The organism is Paenibacillus validus NBRC 15382 (assembly GCF_004000985.1).
GTDB classification, from domain to species: domain Bacteria; phylum Bacillota; class Bacilli; order Paenibacillales; family NBRC-103111; genus Paenibacillus_G; species Paenibacillus_G validus.
In genome coordinates this window covers 1-16,167 of sequence record NZ_BIMH01000011.1, presented here as the reverse complement: position 1 = coordinate 16,167, position 16,167 = coordinate 1, and the positions used below count along the sequence as shown (strand labels likewise).

Sequence of the window (16,167 nt, the reverse complement as noted above, 5' to 3'; positions counted from 1 at the left end):
GCGGACGATGAATCGGCATTGCCTTTCCTGTCAGGGCCGCCAGTTGCGTTATCGCGTTCGGGCCCGGTCTCCTTTTGCGGCATGCGGGGTCTTAAACATTGCTAGAAACGGTGGATTGTGCTATAAAAGATGTAGTTCGTGTCCGCTTGTCCGAGCGGCAACCTTACATAAGGAGTGGAAGTGAAACATTATGTCGATCGAAATGAATACCGAAGAAGTCATTAATCTTATCAAAACAAGCAAAAAGAAAACCCCGGTGAAAGTATATGTAAAAGGCGATTTGGAATCCATCGCTTTCGGCGATACGATCCAAGCGTTCGTATCCGGCAAAAGCGGCGTCCTGTTCGGCGAATGGACCGATATTAAAGCGGTGCTTGACGAGCAAAGCGCGAAAATCGAAGACTACGTCGTCGAGAACGACCGCCGCAACTCCGCCATTCCGCTGCTCGACCTGAAAGGCATCAACGCCCGCATCGAGCCGGGCGCCATCATCCGCGATATGGTCGGCATCGGCGACAACGCCATCATTATGATGGGTGCCGTCATCAACATCGGCGCTTCCATCGGCGAAGGCACCATGATCGATATGGGCGTCGTCATCGGCGGCCGCGTGAAAGTCGGTAAAATGTGCCACATCGGCGCAGGCTCCGTCCTCGCGGGTGTCATCGAGCCGCCTTCGGCGCAGCCGGTCGTGATCGAAGACGATGTGCTCGTCGGCGCGAACGCAGTTATTCTGGAAGGCGTGCGCGTAGGGGAAGGTTCCGTCGTGGCGGCCGGCGCGGTCGTCGTGGAAGATGTGCCTCCTTTCAGTGTTGTGGCGGGTACGCCAGCACGCGTGATCAAGAAAGTGGACGACAAGACAAAGTCCAAAACGGAAATTTTGAAAGACCTGCGCACCTTGTAAATAGCGCATGGATGCGGCTCGGCGCCTGGCGCCGGGCCTTTCTGTTAACCGTGCACGGCCCAAATTGCTTTCTTATAGGAGGCTCTGGTTCGCTTATGAGCAAAACCGTCATTCCCAGCCCGTTCGTTCAGGTGCGCCGCGAGCTGCACCAAATCCCCGAACCGGGCTTCCAGGAATTCAAAACGCAAGCTTATTTGCTTGACTTTATTTCCCGTCTGCCGCAGGACCGCATCGAAGTTCGCAAATGGCGGACCGGTCTTCTCGTGAACGTTCGCGGAACCGCGCCGAAGCGCAGGTACGGCTACCGTGCCGATATGGACGGCTTGCCCATTCAGGAGGACACCGGTTACGAGTTCAAATCGACGCATCCCGGTTTCATGCACGCGTGCGGCCACGATTTGCATATGAGCATCGGGCTCGGGATTTTGGCCCATTTTGCCTCTCATCCGATCCGCGACGATTTGACGTTTATTTTTCAACCGGCGGAGGAAGGTCCGGGCGGCGCGCTTCCGATGCTCGAAAGCGAAGAGTTTCAGGCTTGGCGTCCGGACGAGATCTTCGCGCTGCATATCGCCCCGGAATATCCGGTCGGCACGATTGCGACGAAGCCCGGCATCCTGTTCGCCAACACGTCCGAGCTCTTTATCGACCTTGTGGGCACCGGGGGGCACGCCGCCTTCCCGCACAACGCCAACGATATGGTCGTCGCCGCTTGTCAGCTTGTCGGCCAGCTGCAAACCGTCATCGCGCGCAATGTGAACCCGCTCGACTCCGCCGTGATCACGATCGGCAAGATCGACGGCGGCACGAAGCAGAACATCATCGCGGAGCGGGCGCGCCTCGAAGGAACGATCCGCACTTTATCCGCCGATACGATGAAGCTCGTTAAATCGCGCATAGAAGCGATCGTGAACGGCATAGAGGCTTCGTTCGCCTGTAAAGCTGAGATCGATTACGGTTCAAATTACATGCAGGTGTATAACGAAAAGTCCGTGACCGCGGAGTTTATGAGCTGGCTCAGCGAATCGCAGGCGGAGTTCGGCGTGAAGCTTCATGAATGTACGGAAGCGATGACCGGCGAAGATTTCGGATATTTCCTCGAATCGATTCCCGGCTTCATGTTCTGGCTCGGCGTCAATACCCCGTACGGGCTGCATCATGCGAAGATCGAGCCAGACGAAGCGGCCATCGATACGGCCATCGGCCTCATGACCCGCTTTCTGACCTGGAAGTCGGAGCAATAGCCTGAAATGATATGCAAACAGCCGTCCGGATCATTCCGAACGGCTGTTTGCGCAGTTAAAATTCGATAACATGGCGCCAAATTCAACGGTGGGGCAGCTTCTTCACGAACGCCTCCAGCCGGTCCATCCCGGCTTCCAGCACATCCATCCCGTATGCATACGAAAGCCGCACGTACCCTTCCCCGAAATGCGAGAAGGCATCCCCCGGAACAACCGCGACGCGGTGCTCCTCGAGCAGACGCATCGTGAACTCCATCGACGTCAACCCGAACCGCTCGATCGAAGGGAACATATAGAACGCCCCTTCCGGCTTCTCCAGCGTAAAGCCCATGCCGGTCAACCGGTCGTATACGAAATCGCGGCGCTTGCGATACTCGGCTTTCATGGGGGCAGCGTCATCCACGCCCGCTGTCAGCGCTTCAATCGCCGCGTATTGACTGATCGAGCTTGCGCAGGTCACGTTGTACTGATGAACCTTGACCATATGCTGGGACAAGTAGGCGGGCGCAAGCGTGAAGCCGATCCGCCAGCCTGTCATGGAATGGGATTTCGACAAACCGTTAATGACGATCGTTTGCTCACGCATGCCCGGCACGGCCGCGAAAGAGCGGTGCGGCGCATCGTAGATAAGCTCGCTGTAAATTTCGTCGGCGATGACGAACACTTCCCGATCGGCCAGCAATTGTCCGATCTCCGCCAGCTCTTCCGGCGCCAGGACGCGACCGGTCGGGTTTGACGGGTAACAGAGAACGACGCAGCGGGTCCGGTCCGTCAGATGCGGCTCAAGCAGTTCTGCAGTCAGCTTGAAGCCATTGGATCGCGTATCCACATAGACCGGTACGCCTCCGCACAATCGGACAAGCGGCTCATAGCCGGGATAGATCGGACCCGGTAAAATAACCTCGCTGCCTTCGGTCAGCAGCGTCCGCAGCGTAATATCGAGCGCCTGGCTTGCGCCAGTCGTCACGATGATTTCGTCCGCTGCGGCATACTCCAGTCCGTACTTCCCCTTCACGAACTGTGAAATGGCCGACCGCAGTTCCGGCAGCCCCGGATTCGGCGTGTAGGTCGTGCGGTGGTCGGCGATGGCCTGCTCCGCCGCGTGCAAAATATGTTCAGGCGTCGGAAAATCCGGCTGCCCGATGGTCAGTGTAATCGCATCCTTATATCCGCTGACCAGATTCGAAATTTTACGGATGCCTGAAATTTGAATGTCTTTGACCCGCGGATTAATGAGCCTCTCCAATTGTTCCATGTCCGGCTTTCATTCCTTATCGCGTTTTTAGTACGTCCAACAATCGCAGCATATCGTCCGGCAGCGGCGCTTCAAACTCCAGCCACTTTCCGGAGCGCGGGTGTTCGAAGCCGAGGACGGCGGCATGCAAGGCTTGCCCTTCCATGACGACGCCCCTGCTCTTCGACAGGCCGTAGGCCGGGTCGCCGACCAGCGGATGCCCGATAAACTTCATGTGGACGCGAATCTGGTGCGTTCGTCCCGTTTCCAGCTTCAGCTCGACTAACGTGTAGTCGCCGAATCGTTCCAATACGAGAAAATGCGTGACGGCACGCTTGCTGTTCTTCTCTGTGACCGTGTACAGCTTGCGGTCCTTCGGATCGCGGCCGATCGGCGCATCGATCGTTCCGTTGTCGTGCGGCACGTTGCCGTGCACAAGGGCGATATACTTGCGGTTGACCGTGTGCGCCTTCAGCTGCGCGGCCAGCCCGCTGTGGGCCAGGTCGTTCTTCGCAGCCATCAGCAGTCCCGAAGTATCCTTGTCGATCCGGTGCACGATGCCGGGACGCATCACCCCATTAATGCCGGACAAGTCCTGGCAGTGGTACATCAGCCCGTTCACGAGCGTGCCGCTGTAATGGCCGGGCGCCGGGTGCACGACAAGGCCGCGCGGTTTATTGATGACAATCACGTCCGAGTCCTCGTAGACGACATCGAGCGGAATCGGCTCCGCGGCCACTTCCAGCTCCTGCGGCTCGGGGATGATCAGCGCCAGCGTTTCGCCCTCGTTCAGCTTGTAGTTCGGCTTGACCACGCGGCCGTCGATAGTTGCATGGCCTTCCTTGATCCATTGCTGCACCTGCGTCCGCGACACCTCCTCATCCAGCGCCTCGGTTAGAAACTTGTCGATGCGTTCGCCCGCTTCCGTCGCTTCAATGACCCATTCCTGGCGGGAATCCAAATCCCCGGAGACTTCTTGCTGCACTCCGCTCATGGCTGCAAATCCCCGCTTTCCGATCCGGTCTTGACGTTCTGCTTCGCCTCGCGGCGCCAACTGATTAACGCGTCCAGGAAGATCAAAGCGACGCCGGAGACGATTGCGGAATCCGCCACATTGAAAATGGGGAAAATATAAGGCGTCTGCAGCCAGCTGAAATCGAATGTAAATTGGAAGAAGTCAACCACCTCGCCCGTTCTCGCCCGGTCGATGAAATTGCCGAGCGCTCCGCCCAGCAGCAAGCTTAACGCAAACGGCAGCAGCTTCTTGCCTTCGTCCAACGTCTTTTTCAAATACCAGATGATACCGATCACGACAAAGATCGTGATAACGATGAAAAACCATCGTTGGTTTTGCAGGATGCCGAAGGCCGCTCCTTTATTCCGGTGCGACGTAATTTGGAAAAATTCGCCGATAACGGAACGCGATTCTCCAATCACCAAGCGGTTGACAATCACCCATTTCGTCGCTTGGTCGATAAGCAGCACGATGACGGCGTACACGTAGTATTGTAAATATTTCAATGGAACAACCCCTTATTCGAGCTGACATTACAAGGATTTACCTAGCTAAAAAAATTCCGGTCCGCTTAAACTAACGGTAGGCAACCACCTCGAGGAGGCGATCATCTTGACGAACGTTCCATCCCGGGATCACGCGTTATCCGGGGCCCAACTGCAGGAGCTGAGCGCTAAGCTTCAGGAAGAGCAGCAGTGGCTTCAAGCGCACTTGACCGACCGAGAGCACGAAGGCCTGGAAAATTCGCTCCGCGATCAAACCGGTGAACTATCCGCTTACGACAACCATCCGGCCGACCTCGGCAGCGAAATGTTCGAGCGGGCTAAAGACATCGCTTTGCTTGAAAATGCGGAACGTCACTTAACCGACATCAACGAAGCGCTCGCACGCATCGAAACGGGTGCATACGGAACGTGCCGCGCTTGCGGGCAACCGATACCGTTCGAACGGCTGCAAGCTATGCCTACCGCGGCGTACTGCGTCAAGCATGTGCCCGACCCGAACGAATCGGAGCGCAGACCTGTGGAAGAGCAGCTGCTGGCTCCGCCATTCGGACGTACGAGCTTGGACGAGCTCCCCGATCAAAATCAATTTGACGGCGAAGACGCTTGGCAAATCGTGGAGAGCTGGGGCACATCCAATTCCCCGGCGATGGCGGAAGATCCGGATATATCCAACAACTACAACGATATGGAGATCGAAGCCGAAGAGAATGTCGGTTACGTCGAATCGTTCGAAAGCTTCGTCGCGACCGATCTGTACGGCCAACAGGTCACCGTCGTCCGCAACCAGGCTTACCGCGATTATATGCGCAATGGCGAAGGCTACGGCTTACTGGAACAAGAATCTTCCGTGGAGGACAGCTACGACTGAACGTTGCGTGCGGAATACGGAATCAACGCAACAAGTAACGAGCGTTCCGGCCTCAGCCGGAGATCGCTCGTTACTTGTTTGCGCGGATACACCGGGTTAAACCGCAGCGCCTTCTTTCAAGACGCCTGAGCACCGTTTGCACAACGTAGGATGCTCCGGATCGTGTCCAACCTCCGGCGTGACGATCCAGCAGCGCTCGCACTTCTCACCGTCTGCTACAGCGATGGACACCGCCATTTCCTTGAATGCATGCGCCCCGGCAGGCACCGTCTCTCCCGCTTCGTGCACGACGACACCCGACACGATGAAGAGCAGATCCAGCCTGTCAAAGCCGGCAAGCAGCTTCGCGGCTTCCGCATTCGGATACAGATGCACGCAAGCGCTGAGCGAGTTCCCGATGAGCTTCTCCTTGCGCGCTTCTTCCAGCGCCTTCAGCACATCGTCACGCAGCGAGATGAACGATTCCCACTTCTGCTCCAACGCTTCATCGAACAAGTCCGCATTCACTTCCGGCAAATAGGCGAGCTGCACGCTGGCCAGTTCCGTGCCCGGGATATATTTCCACACTTCGTCCGCGGTATGCGGCAGGATCGGCGCGATCAGTTTAGTTATAACCGTTAGCGTGTCGTACAATACGGTTTGTGCCGCTTTTCGCTCCGGATCCGCCGCCGCGCTGGCGTACAGGCGATCTTTCAGAATATCCAGGTAGAACGCGCTCATTTCGACGGCGCAATAATGATGCACCGCTTGATAAACGACATGGAACTCATACTTGTCGTAAGCTTTAATTACTTTGTCGGCCATCCGGTGCAGACGAATCATGGCGAATCGGTCAAGCTCGTTCAGAGCAGACACGTCGACGCGATCGCGAGCCGGGTCGAAATCCGACAGGTTGCCGAGCAGGAAGCGCAGCGTGTTGCGGATCTTCCGGTAACCCTCGGACGTTTGGGTCAAGATGTTATCCGAGATGCGTTGATCCGCCTGAAAGTCGGTTGAGGACACCCACAGACGCAAAATTTCAGCGCCCAGCTTGTCTGCCACTTGCTTCGGATCGATCGTATTGCCGAGTGACTTGGACATTTTCCGTCCTTCGCCGTCCAGCGTGAAGCCGTGGGACAGGATACCTTTGTAAGGCGCTTGCCCCTTCACCGCAACACCCGTGATCAACGAGGAGTTGAACCAGCCGCGATATTGGTCCGATCCTTCCAAATACAAGTCAGCCGGCCATTGCAGTTCCTCGCGCGTCTCCAATACCGCTACATGGCTGGAGCCGGAATCGAACCATACGTCCATAATATCCGTTTCTTTGCGGAAATGGTCGTGTCCGCAGGACGGGCACACGGTACCTGCCGGCAGCAGCTCTTTCTCATCCTTCAAGAACCATGCATTCGAGCCCTCCTGCTCGAAGATGCCCGCAACATGCTCGATCGTCGACTCATTCACGAGCGGCTCGTTGCAGCTGCGGCAATAGAAGATCGGAATCGGAACGCCCCATGCCCGTTGCCGGGAAATACACCAGTCGCCGCGCTCGGCGATCATGTTGTGCAGACGGGTCTCGCCCCACTCCGGCGTCCAGTCGATGCGTTTGATTTCGTCCAGCATCGCTTGACGGAATTTATCGACGGAAGCGAACCATTGCTCGGTCGCACGGAAGATAACGGGCTTCTTCGTCCGCCAGTCATGCGGGTATTGATGCTGGATCGTGTTCATATGCAGCAGGTGGCCGGAAGCTTGCAGCATCTCCGTGATCACCTTGTTTCCCTTATCGTAGAACATGCCTTCAAAGCCCGGCGCTTCCGCCGTAAAATGCCCCTGATCGTCCACCGGACACAACACGCCGATGTTATAACGTTGCCCGATGACAAAGTCATCTTCCCCGTGACCCGGCGCGGTATGAACGCAGCCCGTACCCGCTTCCAGCGTGACATGCTCGCCGACCATCACGAGGGACGTGCGGTCGTAGAACGGATGCTGGCAGAGCACATGCTCCAGCTCGGCGCCTTTGTAGGCAGACAGCACCTTCACGTCTGTCCAGCCGATTTCCTTCGCCGCCGCTTCGAGCAGCCCTTGCGCAAGCACAAACTTGCGGCCGGCCGCCTCTATCAGCACGTAGTCAAATTCCGGATGCAGACTGATCCCGAGGTTGGCAGGAAGCGTCCAAGGCGTCGTCGTCCAGATGACGATCGCGGCATCCTCGGGCAGCTTGCCTTTTCCGTCTTTCACTTGAAACGCCACATAGATCGAGGTTGAAGTTTTGTCTTTATATTCGATTTCCGCTTCGGCCAGCGCGCTCTCCGAGGACGGAGACCAATAGACCGGCTTCAGCCCTTTGTAGATGTAACCTTTGTTCACCATGCCGCCGAACACGCGGATTTGCTGGGCTTCGTATTTTGGCTGCAGGGTTACGTACGGGTTCTCCCAATCGCCGCGGATACCTAGCCGCTTGAACTGTTTCTTTTGTTTCTCGACCCACTCGAGGGCATAGGCTTTACAGTAATCGCGGAATTCCGGAACGCTCATTTTTTTACGGTCGACCTTGCCGCCGTTGGCGATGGCCTGCTCGATCGGCAAGCCGTGCGTGTCCCAGCCCGGCACGTACGGGGCGTCGTAGCCCTGCATCGTTTTGAAGCGGACGATAATATCTTTCAATACTTTGTTCAGCGCATGGCCGATATGAATATCCCCGTTTGCATACGGAGGACCGTCATGCAGTATAAATTTCGGCTTGCCTTTGCGGCTTTCTTGCACGAGACGGTAGATGTCAATCTCTTCCCAGTGCTGCTGCATTTTCGGTTCGGCCTGCGGCAAGTTCCCGCGCATCGGAAACTCGGTTTGCAGCAGGTTTAACGTTTTTCCATAATCTACGTTTGACATATTTACCCACGCTCCTGACTTGATTCAAACCAAACAAAAAAAAAGACCTCGCATCCCATAGGGACGAGAAGTCTCGCGGTACCACCCTGATTAAGACAATAGCCAACCCCATCCGCGGCTGACGCCCGACCGGATGAATCAATTGGCTTATAATCTTCGCTCCATGATCGATAACGGGATCATCCGTTGCTCTTTACTTACGCATCGGTTCAAGAGACGCTCCTGGGTGATATTCCTAAGCCGCCGAAGTCCGGGCTCGCACCAACCCCCGAATCGCTTGCTTCAGCCGTACGCCAAGTACTCGTCCCAGTCTTCGCTTTCACATATGGTAACTTAACAGGAGTATATCGAAATTTGCGCGCATCGTCAACTGACACGGCTTGTATGAATATCCGGGCTTGTCCGGTTTACGGCTGCTCCACTTCCGTGCGCTCAAGCGAGTTCCAATCTTCCTTGCTGAGCAGTTCGAGCTGCGCTTCGATTAACGTCCGGAAACGGGTACGGTAGATCGATGCCTGTTTCTTCAGCTCCTCGATCTCAACCGAGATTTTGCGCGCCTTCGAAAGCGATTCGTTAATAATCCGATCGGCGTTTTTCTCCGCTTCCTTGATGATGAGCTGTGCTTCTTTCTTCGCGTTCGTTTTTACCTCATCCGCAGCTTCCTGAGCGACGATGATCGTCTTGCTCAGCGTTTCCTCAATGTTTGCAAAGTGATCCAGCCGCTCTTGAATCGTAATCAATTGATTTTGCATCTCTTTATTTTCACGAATTAACGCCTCGTAGTCTTTAATAACCTGATCCAAAAATTCATTGACCTGATCCTCGTCATATCCTCGGAACGAACGACTAAATTCCTTATTATGTATATCGAGCGGTGTTAAAGCCATTCTTGCACCTCCTGCATATTTGAGCAACGTGCGCCGATGATGTTCGACATCCATGCGTATTGGTATATTTCGACAATACTTAGATTTTTCCTGCCTGCATAAATCAAAAAAATCGGCAATTTATGCATATTTGCCGATTCGAATGCGATACCTGCCTTTTTTGGTCAGCCCTTCGACTTCCAACACTTTGAACCTGCCGAACCCCTTCAGCGACACGACGTCACCCTGCTTCAGCGGCTTGCTCGGATCCTCTTCCTGCTTCCAATTCACTTTGCAGCGGCCCGCTTTGATCGGAACAAGCACCTTCGCGCGGCTGAGCCGGTACACGTCGCTGACAATCCCGTCCAAGCGGAGGGAAGCGACGGTCAAGTTCATGTCGTCGAGCTTCGTTTCCGTGGCCTGCAGCTTGTCCAGCGGCAGCGTGCCCGTATGCACGTGCACACGATGCACCTGGTTCAAGTGAAGCACGATATAATCGGCGATCTCTGCGGCGGCAAGAAAGTGGCATCCGGTCGGCAGCACATAGATGTCGCCGACTTTATCCCGTTTAATGCCCAAACCGAGTATTGCGCCCATATAGTCGCCATGGTCCAAATCGCCCAGGCTGTCGTCTGTGGAAGACACTTCGATTAGCCGGATGCCCATCTCTTCATCATCCAGTACGCGGTAATCCGGGGCGACAATCGCCCGCTTCCGCTCGGCGTTCGGGTGACCTCCCTCGAAGCGAACCTGCACGTCTGCGCTTCGATTCACGAGACTCGTTAAGATGAACGCTTGTCTTGGGTCTAAAAAATCGGTCCGTTTCACTTCATGCTGCTCGGCCCTGGCCACCCATTCGGCGGCTTGATCGACGAAACGATGCTCATCCGGGTGAAAGTGAGCGTAAATGTTATCCTGCGTCAGTTGAAATCACCTTCAATTAAGGGATGATGTAGCCGATGACGACGGCCAATCCCATGCCGATAAAACGTAGCGCAATTAAGGCGACGATCGGCGAAATGTCGATCATGCCTCCGATCGGCGGGATGAAGCGGCGAAACAGACCCAAATACGGCTCGCACAGCTTAGCCAGTATTTCGCCGATGAAGCTCTCCCTCGCGTTAGGCAGCCAGGAAAGCAGCACGTAAGCGATAAGCACGTATTGATAAATGTTGACGAGTGTGGATATGAAACCTTCAATAGAGCTCAAATACGTTCACCTCGTTTTTGTAGTCAAGCTTGTTCATCCTGGTTGAGCAATTCCGAGATGGAACCGTGAATTTCAACCGTATCCGGCGTGCACAGAAAAATATTCGGACCTATCTTGGAGATCGAGCCGTTCAAAGCGTACACCGTACCGCTCAGGAAATCGACGATCCGCGTCGCCTGATCGGAACGAACGCGGTGCAGGTTGACGACAACCGGGCGGCGGGAACGCAGATGATCGGCGATTTCCTGCGTTTCCTCGTAAGAACGCGGCTCGTGCAGGACGACCCGAATATTTTTTTGCGAATGAATGCTCACAATGTTCCCTTTAGTTTTACGCACTTCCTGCGCCGGAGTTTCATTTTCTTCATGCTGCTCCAAGCTGCGCTCGCGCTCGACGAGCTCTTCCTCTTCCTGCAGGCCGATCAAATTCATAAACTTGTTATAAACGCCCATATCCGTTCCCTCCCTTTGTTTGGTGACGCTTTATTCTTTACCCACCAAAATAGAGCCGAGCCTCACCCAAGTCGCGCCTTCCTCGATTGCCACTTCGTAATCGTTCGACATGCCCATGGACAATTCCGACACTTCGTAATCAAGTACGCCGGCGTCGTTCAAGCGGTCGCGCCACTCCCGAAGCCCCCGAAATACAGGCCTGGTTTCCTCAGCTTCCGCTTCGTACGGCGCCATGGTCATCAACCCGGCAATCCGAATCGAATCCATTCCCCGTATTTCTCTAACGAACGAGATCAGCGATTCCGGCTCCAATCCGTATTTCGACTCCTCACCGGATACGTTCAGCTGGATGAAGCAAGGCACCTGCAGCTGCAGCCCGGAAGCTTTCTTCTCAATCTCCTTGGCGAGCGACAGCCTGTCCAAGGAATGAATATAGGCGAACTTGCCGATGACGTCCTTTACTTTGTTCGTTTGCAAATGTCCGATAAAATGCCACGTGCCCTTCGATCCGAACGCTTCCCACTTGGCCGCCGCATCCTGCCAGCGGTTCTCGCCGATATGCGTAAGTCCGGCTTCGAGAACTTGTCCGGTCGTCGCCAGCGAAACGTATTTCGTAACGGCAATCGTCCGCACCTCTTTCGGGTCGCGGCCCGAGCGGGCGCAAGCGGCTGCCACTCGTTCCTGCACGTGCTGTATGCGATCTGCCAATTGATTGTTCAACTTCATTATTCACCCCATTTACGATCGGCCGCGTTCGAGACAGCGAACGGCTTCTAACGCGGGAAGCCTCTACGCTTCCCGGAGCCCGATCCAAGCTGCCATTCGGCCCGTCCTGCCGCCTTCCTTCCGATGCGAAAAGAACAGATCCGTATGACAGCTTGTGCATAAACCTGTTATTTCGATATGAGACGGCAATATTCCTGCTTTTATCATAATTTGTCGGTTGACTTGTTGCAAGTTTAACTTATATTTGCCGTTCGGCTGCTGCTCGTAACACAGTACGTCGGCCGGTTGAACGGTTGCTTCCTCATCCGCCTCGCGAAGCGCCCGGTCGATCCGCCCGATGACGGTGTCGTCCACCTCGTAACAGCAGGCACCGATCGAAGGCCCGATCGCCGCTCTCACATCGCGCGGCTTCGTGCCGTACGCGGCGCTCATCGTCTCCAGCAGCGCCTTGGCGATTTGGAGTGCGGTGCCCTTCCAGCCGGCATGCGCCAGCCCGACCGCTTGACGGATCGGATCGTAAAAGTAAAGCGGTACGCAGTCCGCGAACAGCGCATGCAAGTAAACCCCGCGTTCGTTCGTCACGAACCCGTCCTTCGCCTGCAGCGCCTTCTCGCGCGAGTCGTTGCCCGCTCCGCGCCATGCTTTCGTTACCACTTGAATCTCGTTGCCGTGCACCTGTTCGGCATACGTACAGGCGTCGAACGGAAACTCCAGCGCCTCGGCCAACAGACGCCGGTTGCGCACGACATCGCCGGGTTCGTCCGCAACGTGAAGCCCGCAGTTCAAGCTGCTGAAATCGCCTCGGCTAACGCCGCCAAGCCGTGTCGTAAATCCGGCGGACAGCTGCGGATAGGCGCGCGTGAAAGGCGCCAAGGCTAACAACTCGCAGCCGTTATCGGCTTTCTCGAGAACAAAAGGTTCCATTCCCCTTGCGCCCCCTGTCATCGTTTACCATTCAGTATACACGATACGCCTGAAAAGAACACCCCATTCGGCGCTTAATTCCCTTCGCGGTAATTGCGGTTGTATTCGTAGGAGACCTCGGTCTCCTCCTGCCGGACGCTGCGCATATCTTCGATTTTCACAAGCACGACGTCCATCCCGATCTTCACAATATTGCGCCATGGGATAATAACGTCCGTCGCGCCCCCGAACAATCCGAAGAAACGCGGCGAGTTCGGAACGACAATCGCCTCGATTCGCCCGTTCCGCAGGTCGAGCTCCAGATCGCTGATTTGCCCCAGCTTCTTGCCGTCCACGATATTGATGACGTCCTTCGTTTGAAAATCGGATATTTTCAAGCTGCCCTCACCACCGAGCTTTAGTTGATACTTTATGTGTATGTGAAAGTTGGGCAAAATGTCCATGCGTGTACCGTTTTCCATATAAAAAAAGACCTTTCCCACGGGCTTGGCCTGCGGTTCGGGTCGGATTTTCACGGTTGAGGTGCGGCTGTTTCAGTTTTTTACGTGCTTTTGCATTTGCGAGATGGCCGATTTTTCCAGACGAGAGACTTGCGCTTGCGAAATGCCGATCTCATCGGCGACTTCCATTTGCGTTTTTCCGTCAAAAAACCGCATGGATAAAATCATTTTCTCCCGGTCGTTCAGCTTGCGCATCGCTTCCCGCAAGGCGATTCCTTCGATCCACGACACATCCTTGTTGCGATCGTCGCTAATTTGATCCATTACGTAAATCGGGTCGCCCCCGTCGTGATAAATCGGCTCGAACAGCGACACCGGATCCTGGATCGCATCGAGCGCGAAGACGACATCTTCCCTAGGAACGTTCAGTGCTTCGGAAATTTCGTAAATCGTGGGCTCGCGCGAGTTTTGGTTCGTCAGTTGGTCGCGGACCTGGAGCGCCTTATAAGCGATGTCCCGCAGCGAACGCGATACCCGAATCGGGTTGTTATCCCGCAGGTACCTGCGAATTTCCCCGATAATCATCGGAACGGCGTACGTCGAAAACTTTACATTTTGGCTTAAATCAAAATTATCAATGGCTTTCATCAGTCCGATACAACCGACTTGAAACAGATCGTCCACGTATTCCCCCCGGTTGTTAAAGCGTTGAATAACGGATAGCACCAGCCGGAGGTTGCCGTTTACTAATTTCTCTCTTGCAGATCGTTCATTCTTCGTTTGCAAACCGACGAACAGTTCACGCATTTCCGCATTGGTCAAAACCGGTAGCTTTGCCGTATCGACGCCGCAAATTTCGACTTTGTTTCGGGTCATTCGTGATTACCTCCCAAGGAGAAACATTAATGTACATTATCCCCCTGGACATTTTTTTTATGCGTTTTTTTCCAACTCGCCGCAGCACCCGCGAATGGCCTGCTGGAACGCGGAAAAGCTACAGAACGAACTGCAGCTTTTTTCTTCACCCTCCGGATTTTACACCATCTTGTTAAATTCTTTGCGAAGCCGCTTAATAATTCGCTTCTCTAAGCGGGAGATGTACGATTGCGAAATACCGAGCATGTCGGCCACATCTTTTTGCGTCTTCTCTTCGCCGTTCCGCAGCCCGAAACGCAGTTCCATGATGATGCGCTCGCGTTCGGACAATTTATCTAAAGCCTTATGCAGCAGCTTCCGGTCCACCTGCTCCTCAATGTTCCGGTATATCGTATCGTTCTCCGTGCCGAGAACATCCGACAGCAGCAGCTCGTTGCCGTCCCAATCGATATTAAGCGGCTCATCGAACGAGACTTCCGTACGGATTTTGCTGTTTCGGCGTAAATACATTAATATTTCGTTCTCAATGCAGCGGGAAGCGTACGTGGCAAGCTTGATCTTTTTCTCCGGATCGAAGGTGTTCACCGCTTTAATAAGACCGATTGCTCCGATCGACACCAGATCCTCGATATTGATGCCGGTATTCTCAAATTTACGCGCAATGTATACGACTAATCTGAGATTTCGTTCGATCAGCATCCCCCGGATGGCCGCATCGCCCGACGGAAGCTTCTCCAGCAAATATTCTTCCTCTTCGCGGGTGAGCGGGGGCGGCAGCGCTTCGCTTCCTCCGATGTAATAAATCTCTTCTCCCTTAAGCCCGAGCAGCAGCAAAAGACGAAAATACATGATTTGCAGCATTAGCTTCCACTTGACTAACATGTTCGACTACCTCCTATTCCGGTATGTTGACCGCTGTTGGTTTGACGCTAACCGCTGTGGCTTTGCACCAATGAAGGGTGAATAATGGCCTGGTAAGCGTTATCCGAGCTTAAGCGCCCGCCGTCAAGTCCGATGAGCACCTTGATCGTTTCGATTTGTCCGCTTTCCGTCGTAATGACCACTTTGTCCGGTTTGAGCGCCAGCATAAACTGCGTGCTTCGATTCACGCCCCGGTAAGGCACCAGCCGCAGCCGGTCCTGCCAGATGAAAGGTTCGGTACCGATGGCGCCTACGATCTGGTCGACTTCAGCCCGCCTGATTTTGACCATCCACGTCTCGGGGATCCACTCCCCCCACTGCGAGGCTTCCATTACCATCACCGGCGTCTTCGTCAGCGGGTCGTACAGTTGATTGCCCGTGTCGATCAGACCGGTGCAGCTGGAGGCGATCGCATCAATGTACACATCCACTTTAGCCATGAAGGAAGCGATTTCTTGCTTTTGCTTTAACGCCAGCACAACCCGCTTGTAGATCCACATGGCTAGCGGAATCGCGATAATGAGGGGCGGAAGCGTTCCCGTCAATCCGCGACCGAACATGACCCCGTTCAAGATGTCGTGCGACGACTGCAGCACATACATGCATCCGACGACGCATCCGGCCGCTACGAAATTGATTACATAAAACGTGCCCAGGTTGCGTAAAAAGTGCACCATCCCTCCGAAGCCGAACGCTGTCAGCATCATCGCGAAGGAAAACGCCATCTTGGCGACAAAGGTGTACATAAAACCAAGCGACGGAAAAAACAAAAAAACCGCATAACTGCCGCCGATCACGGCGGATAGTACAAGCCTCCACGGACGTAGTCGCAGCTTGCGCGACCACCCGGTCATCCAAATCAAAGTGCCGTCGATCAACACATTGATGAGGAAAATGATATCGATATAAACGACCATTTTCCGTCACCTCTCTTTACCGCCACCATGCTTTTTTGCGAATGAGACAAGTATATAGCAATGGTATTCCAAAGTCTGTCTAAACATGACAGGAGGAAGCATCTTTTTTTGTCGGTTGCTGCAAACGGGTAGGGACGTCCTTGACCTCCGATCGGCCTAATCCAAGCTGTGCCCAGAGGCTAATACGGCA

Annotated in this window: 17 protein-coding genes and 1 other annotated feature; of the genes, 3 read left to right on the top strand and 14 right to left on the bottom strand. The window is 54.7% G+C overall.

Going from position 1 to position 16,167, the window contains the following annotated elements; all coding sequences use genetic code 11:
* Positions 1-190: 190 nt before the first annotated feature.
* Together dapD and PVA01S_RS09910 are read left to right on the top strand one after the other, a co-directional pair.
* Positions 191-904: a 2,3,4,5-tetrahydropyridine-2,6-dicarboxylate N-acetyltransferase gene (gene dapD, locus PVA01S_RS09915; protein ID WP_054798717.1), complete on the top strand. Its 714-nt coding sequence runs from the start codon at positions 191-193 to the stop codon at positions 902-904.
* Between the two features lie 95 nt (positions 905-999).
* Positions 1,000-2,148, top strand: a complete 1,149-nt coding sequence (locus tag PVA01S_RS09910) for an N-acetyldiaminopimelate deacetylase (protein WP_054795541.1) — start codon at positions 1,000-1,002, stop codon at positions 2,146-2,148.
* A gap of 82 nt (positions 2,149-2,230) precedes the next feature.
* Here the strand turns inward: PVA01S_RS09910 and PVA01S_RS09905 are convergent, their stop codons facing one another.
* The 3 genes from PVA01S_RS09905 to lspA are packed head-to-tail and all read right to left on the bottom strand — an operon-like array spanning position 2,231 to position 4,903.
* Entirely contained in the window at positions 2,231-3,403 is a 1,173-nt protein-coding gene (locus PVA01S_RS09905) for an aminotransferase A (RefSeq protein WP_127607251.1), read from the bottom strand.
* 16 nt (positions 3,404-3,419) lie between these two features.
* On the bottom strand, positions 3,420-4,376 hold the full coding sequence (locus tag PVA01S_RS09900; RefSeq protein WP_054798716.1) for an RluA family pseudouridine synthase: 957 nt from the start codon (positions 4,374-4,376) through the stop codon (positions 3,420-3,422).
* Entirely contained in the window at positions 4,373-4,903 is a 531-nt protein-coding gene (gene lspA / locus PVA01S_RS09895) for a signal peptidase II (protein ID WP_054795539.1), read from the bottom strand. Before lspA ends, PVA01S_RS09900 begins: the two co-directional genes overlap by 4 nt.
* Before the next feature lie 106 nt (positions 4,904-5,009).
* On the opposite strand from lspA, the gene PVA01S_RS09890 reads away from it, so the two are divergent.
* Entirely contained in the window at positions 5,010-5,771 is a 762-nt protein-coding gene (locus tag PVA01S_RS09890) for a TraR/DksA C4-type zinc finger protein (protein ID WP_127607249.1), read from the top strand.
* Between the two features lie 96 nt (positions 5,772-5,867).
* Here PVA01S_RS09890 and ileS read toward each other — a convergent pair whose 3' ends face one another.
* The 11 genes from ileS to spoIIGA all read right to left on the bottom strand — a co-directional run bounded on the left by ileS (position 5,868) and on the right by spoIIGA (position 15,977).
* Positions 5,868-8,645 (bottom strand): isoleucine--tRNA ligase, encoded by a 2,778-nt coding sequence (ileS, locus tag PVA01S_RS09885; RefSeq protein WP_127607247.1) that lies wholly within the window; start codon positions 8,643-8,645, stop codon positions 5,868-5,870.
* A gap of 56 nt (positions 8,646-8,701) precedes the next feature.
* Positions 8,702-8,968 (bottom strand) — a binding site (T-box leader).
* A gap of 84 nt (positions 8,969-9,052) precedes the next feature.
* The gene (locus PVA01S_RS09880) at positions 9,053-9,532 is read right to left on the bottom strand and encodes a DivIVA domain-containing protein (protein WP_127607245.1); all 480 of its coding nucleotides are present in this window, start codon (positions 9,530-9,532) and stop codon (positions 9,053-9,055) included.
* A 120-nt stretch (positions 9,533-9,652) separates the two neighbouring features.
* The gene (locus tag PVA01S_RS09875) at positions 9,653-10,435 is read right to left on the bottom strand and encodes a YlmH family RNA-binding protein (protein WP_127607243.1); all 783 of its coding nucleotides are present in this window, start codon (positions 10,433-10,435) and stop codon (positions 9,653-9,655) included.
* 16 nt (positions 10,436-10,451) lie between these two features.
* Positions 10,452-10,721: a YggT family protein gene (locus PVA01S_RS09870; protein ID WP_054795537.1), complete on the bottom strand. Its 270-nt coding sequence runs from the start codon at positions 10,719-10,721 to the stop codon at positions 10,452-10,454.
* A 23-nt stretch (positions 10,722-10,744) separates the two neighbouring features.
* The gene (locus tag PVA01S_RS09865) at positions 10,745-11,173 is read right to left on the bottom strand and encodes a cell division protein SepF (RefSeq protein WP_127607241.1); all 429 of its coding nucleotides are present in this window, start codon (positions 11,171-11,173) and stop codon (positions 10,745-10,747) included.
* Positions 11,174-11,203: 30 nt separating this feature from the next.
* Positions 11,204-11,893: a YggS family pyridoxal phosphate-dependent enzyme gene (locus PVA01S_RS09860; protein ID WP_127607239.1), complete on the bottom strand. Its 690-nt coding sequence runs from the start codon at positions 11,891-11,893 to the stop codon at positions 11,204-11,206.
* A gap of 69 nt (positions 11,894-11,962) precedes the next feature.
* The gene (pgeF, locus tag PVA01S_RS09855) at positions 11,963-12,823 is read right to left on the bottom strand and encodes a peptidoglycan editing factor PgeF (RefSeq protein WP_127607237.1); all 861 of its coding nucleotides are present in this window, start codon (positions 12,821-12,823) and stop codon (positions 11,963-11,965) included.
* Positions 12,824-12,897: 74 nt separating this feature from the next.
* Positions 12,898-13,200: a YlmC/YmxH family sporulation protein gene (locus PVA01S_RS09850; protein ID WP_054795534.1), complete on the bottom strand. Its 303-nt coding sequence runs from the start codon at positions 13,198-13,200 to the stop codon at positions 12,898-12,900.
* Positions 13,201-13,356: 156 nt separating this feature from the next.
* Positions 13,357-14,139 carry an RNA polymerase sporulation sigma factor SigG gene (sigG, locus tag PVA01S_RS09845; protein ID WP_127607235.1) on the bottom strand — a complete coding sequence of 261 codons (783 nt, stop codon included), beginning with the start codon at positions 14,137-14,139 and terminating at the stop codon, positions 13,357-13,359.
* A 159-nt stretch (positions 14,140-14,298) separates the two neighbouring features.
* Entirely contained in the window at positions 14,299-15,021 is a 723-nt protein-coding gene (gene sigE / locus PVA01S_RS09840) for an RNA polymerase sporulation sigma factor SigE (protein WP_054795533.1), read from the bottom strand.
* A 47-nt stretch (positions 15,022-15,068) separates the two neighbouring features.
* Positions 15,069-15,977, bottom strand: coding sequence for a sigma-E processing peptidase SpoIIGA (gene spoIIGA / locus PVA01S_RS09835; protein ID WP_127607233.1), 909 nt, complete (start codon positions 15,975-15,977; stop codon positions 15,069-15,071).
* Positions 15,978-16,167 lie beyond the last annotated feature (190 nt).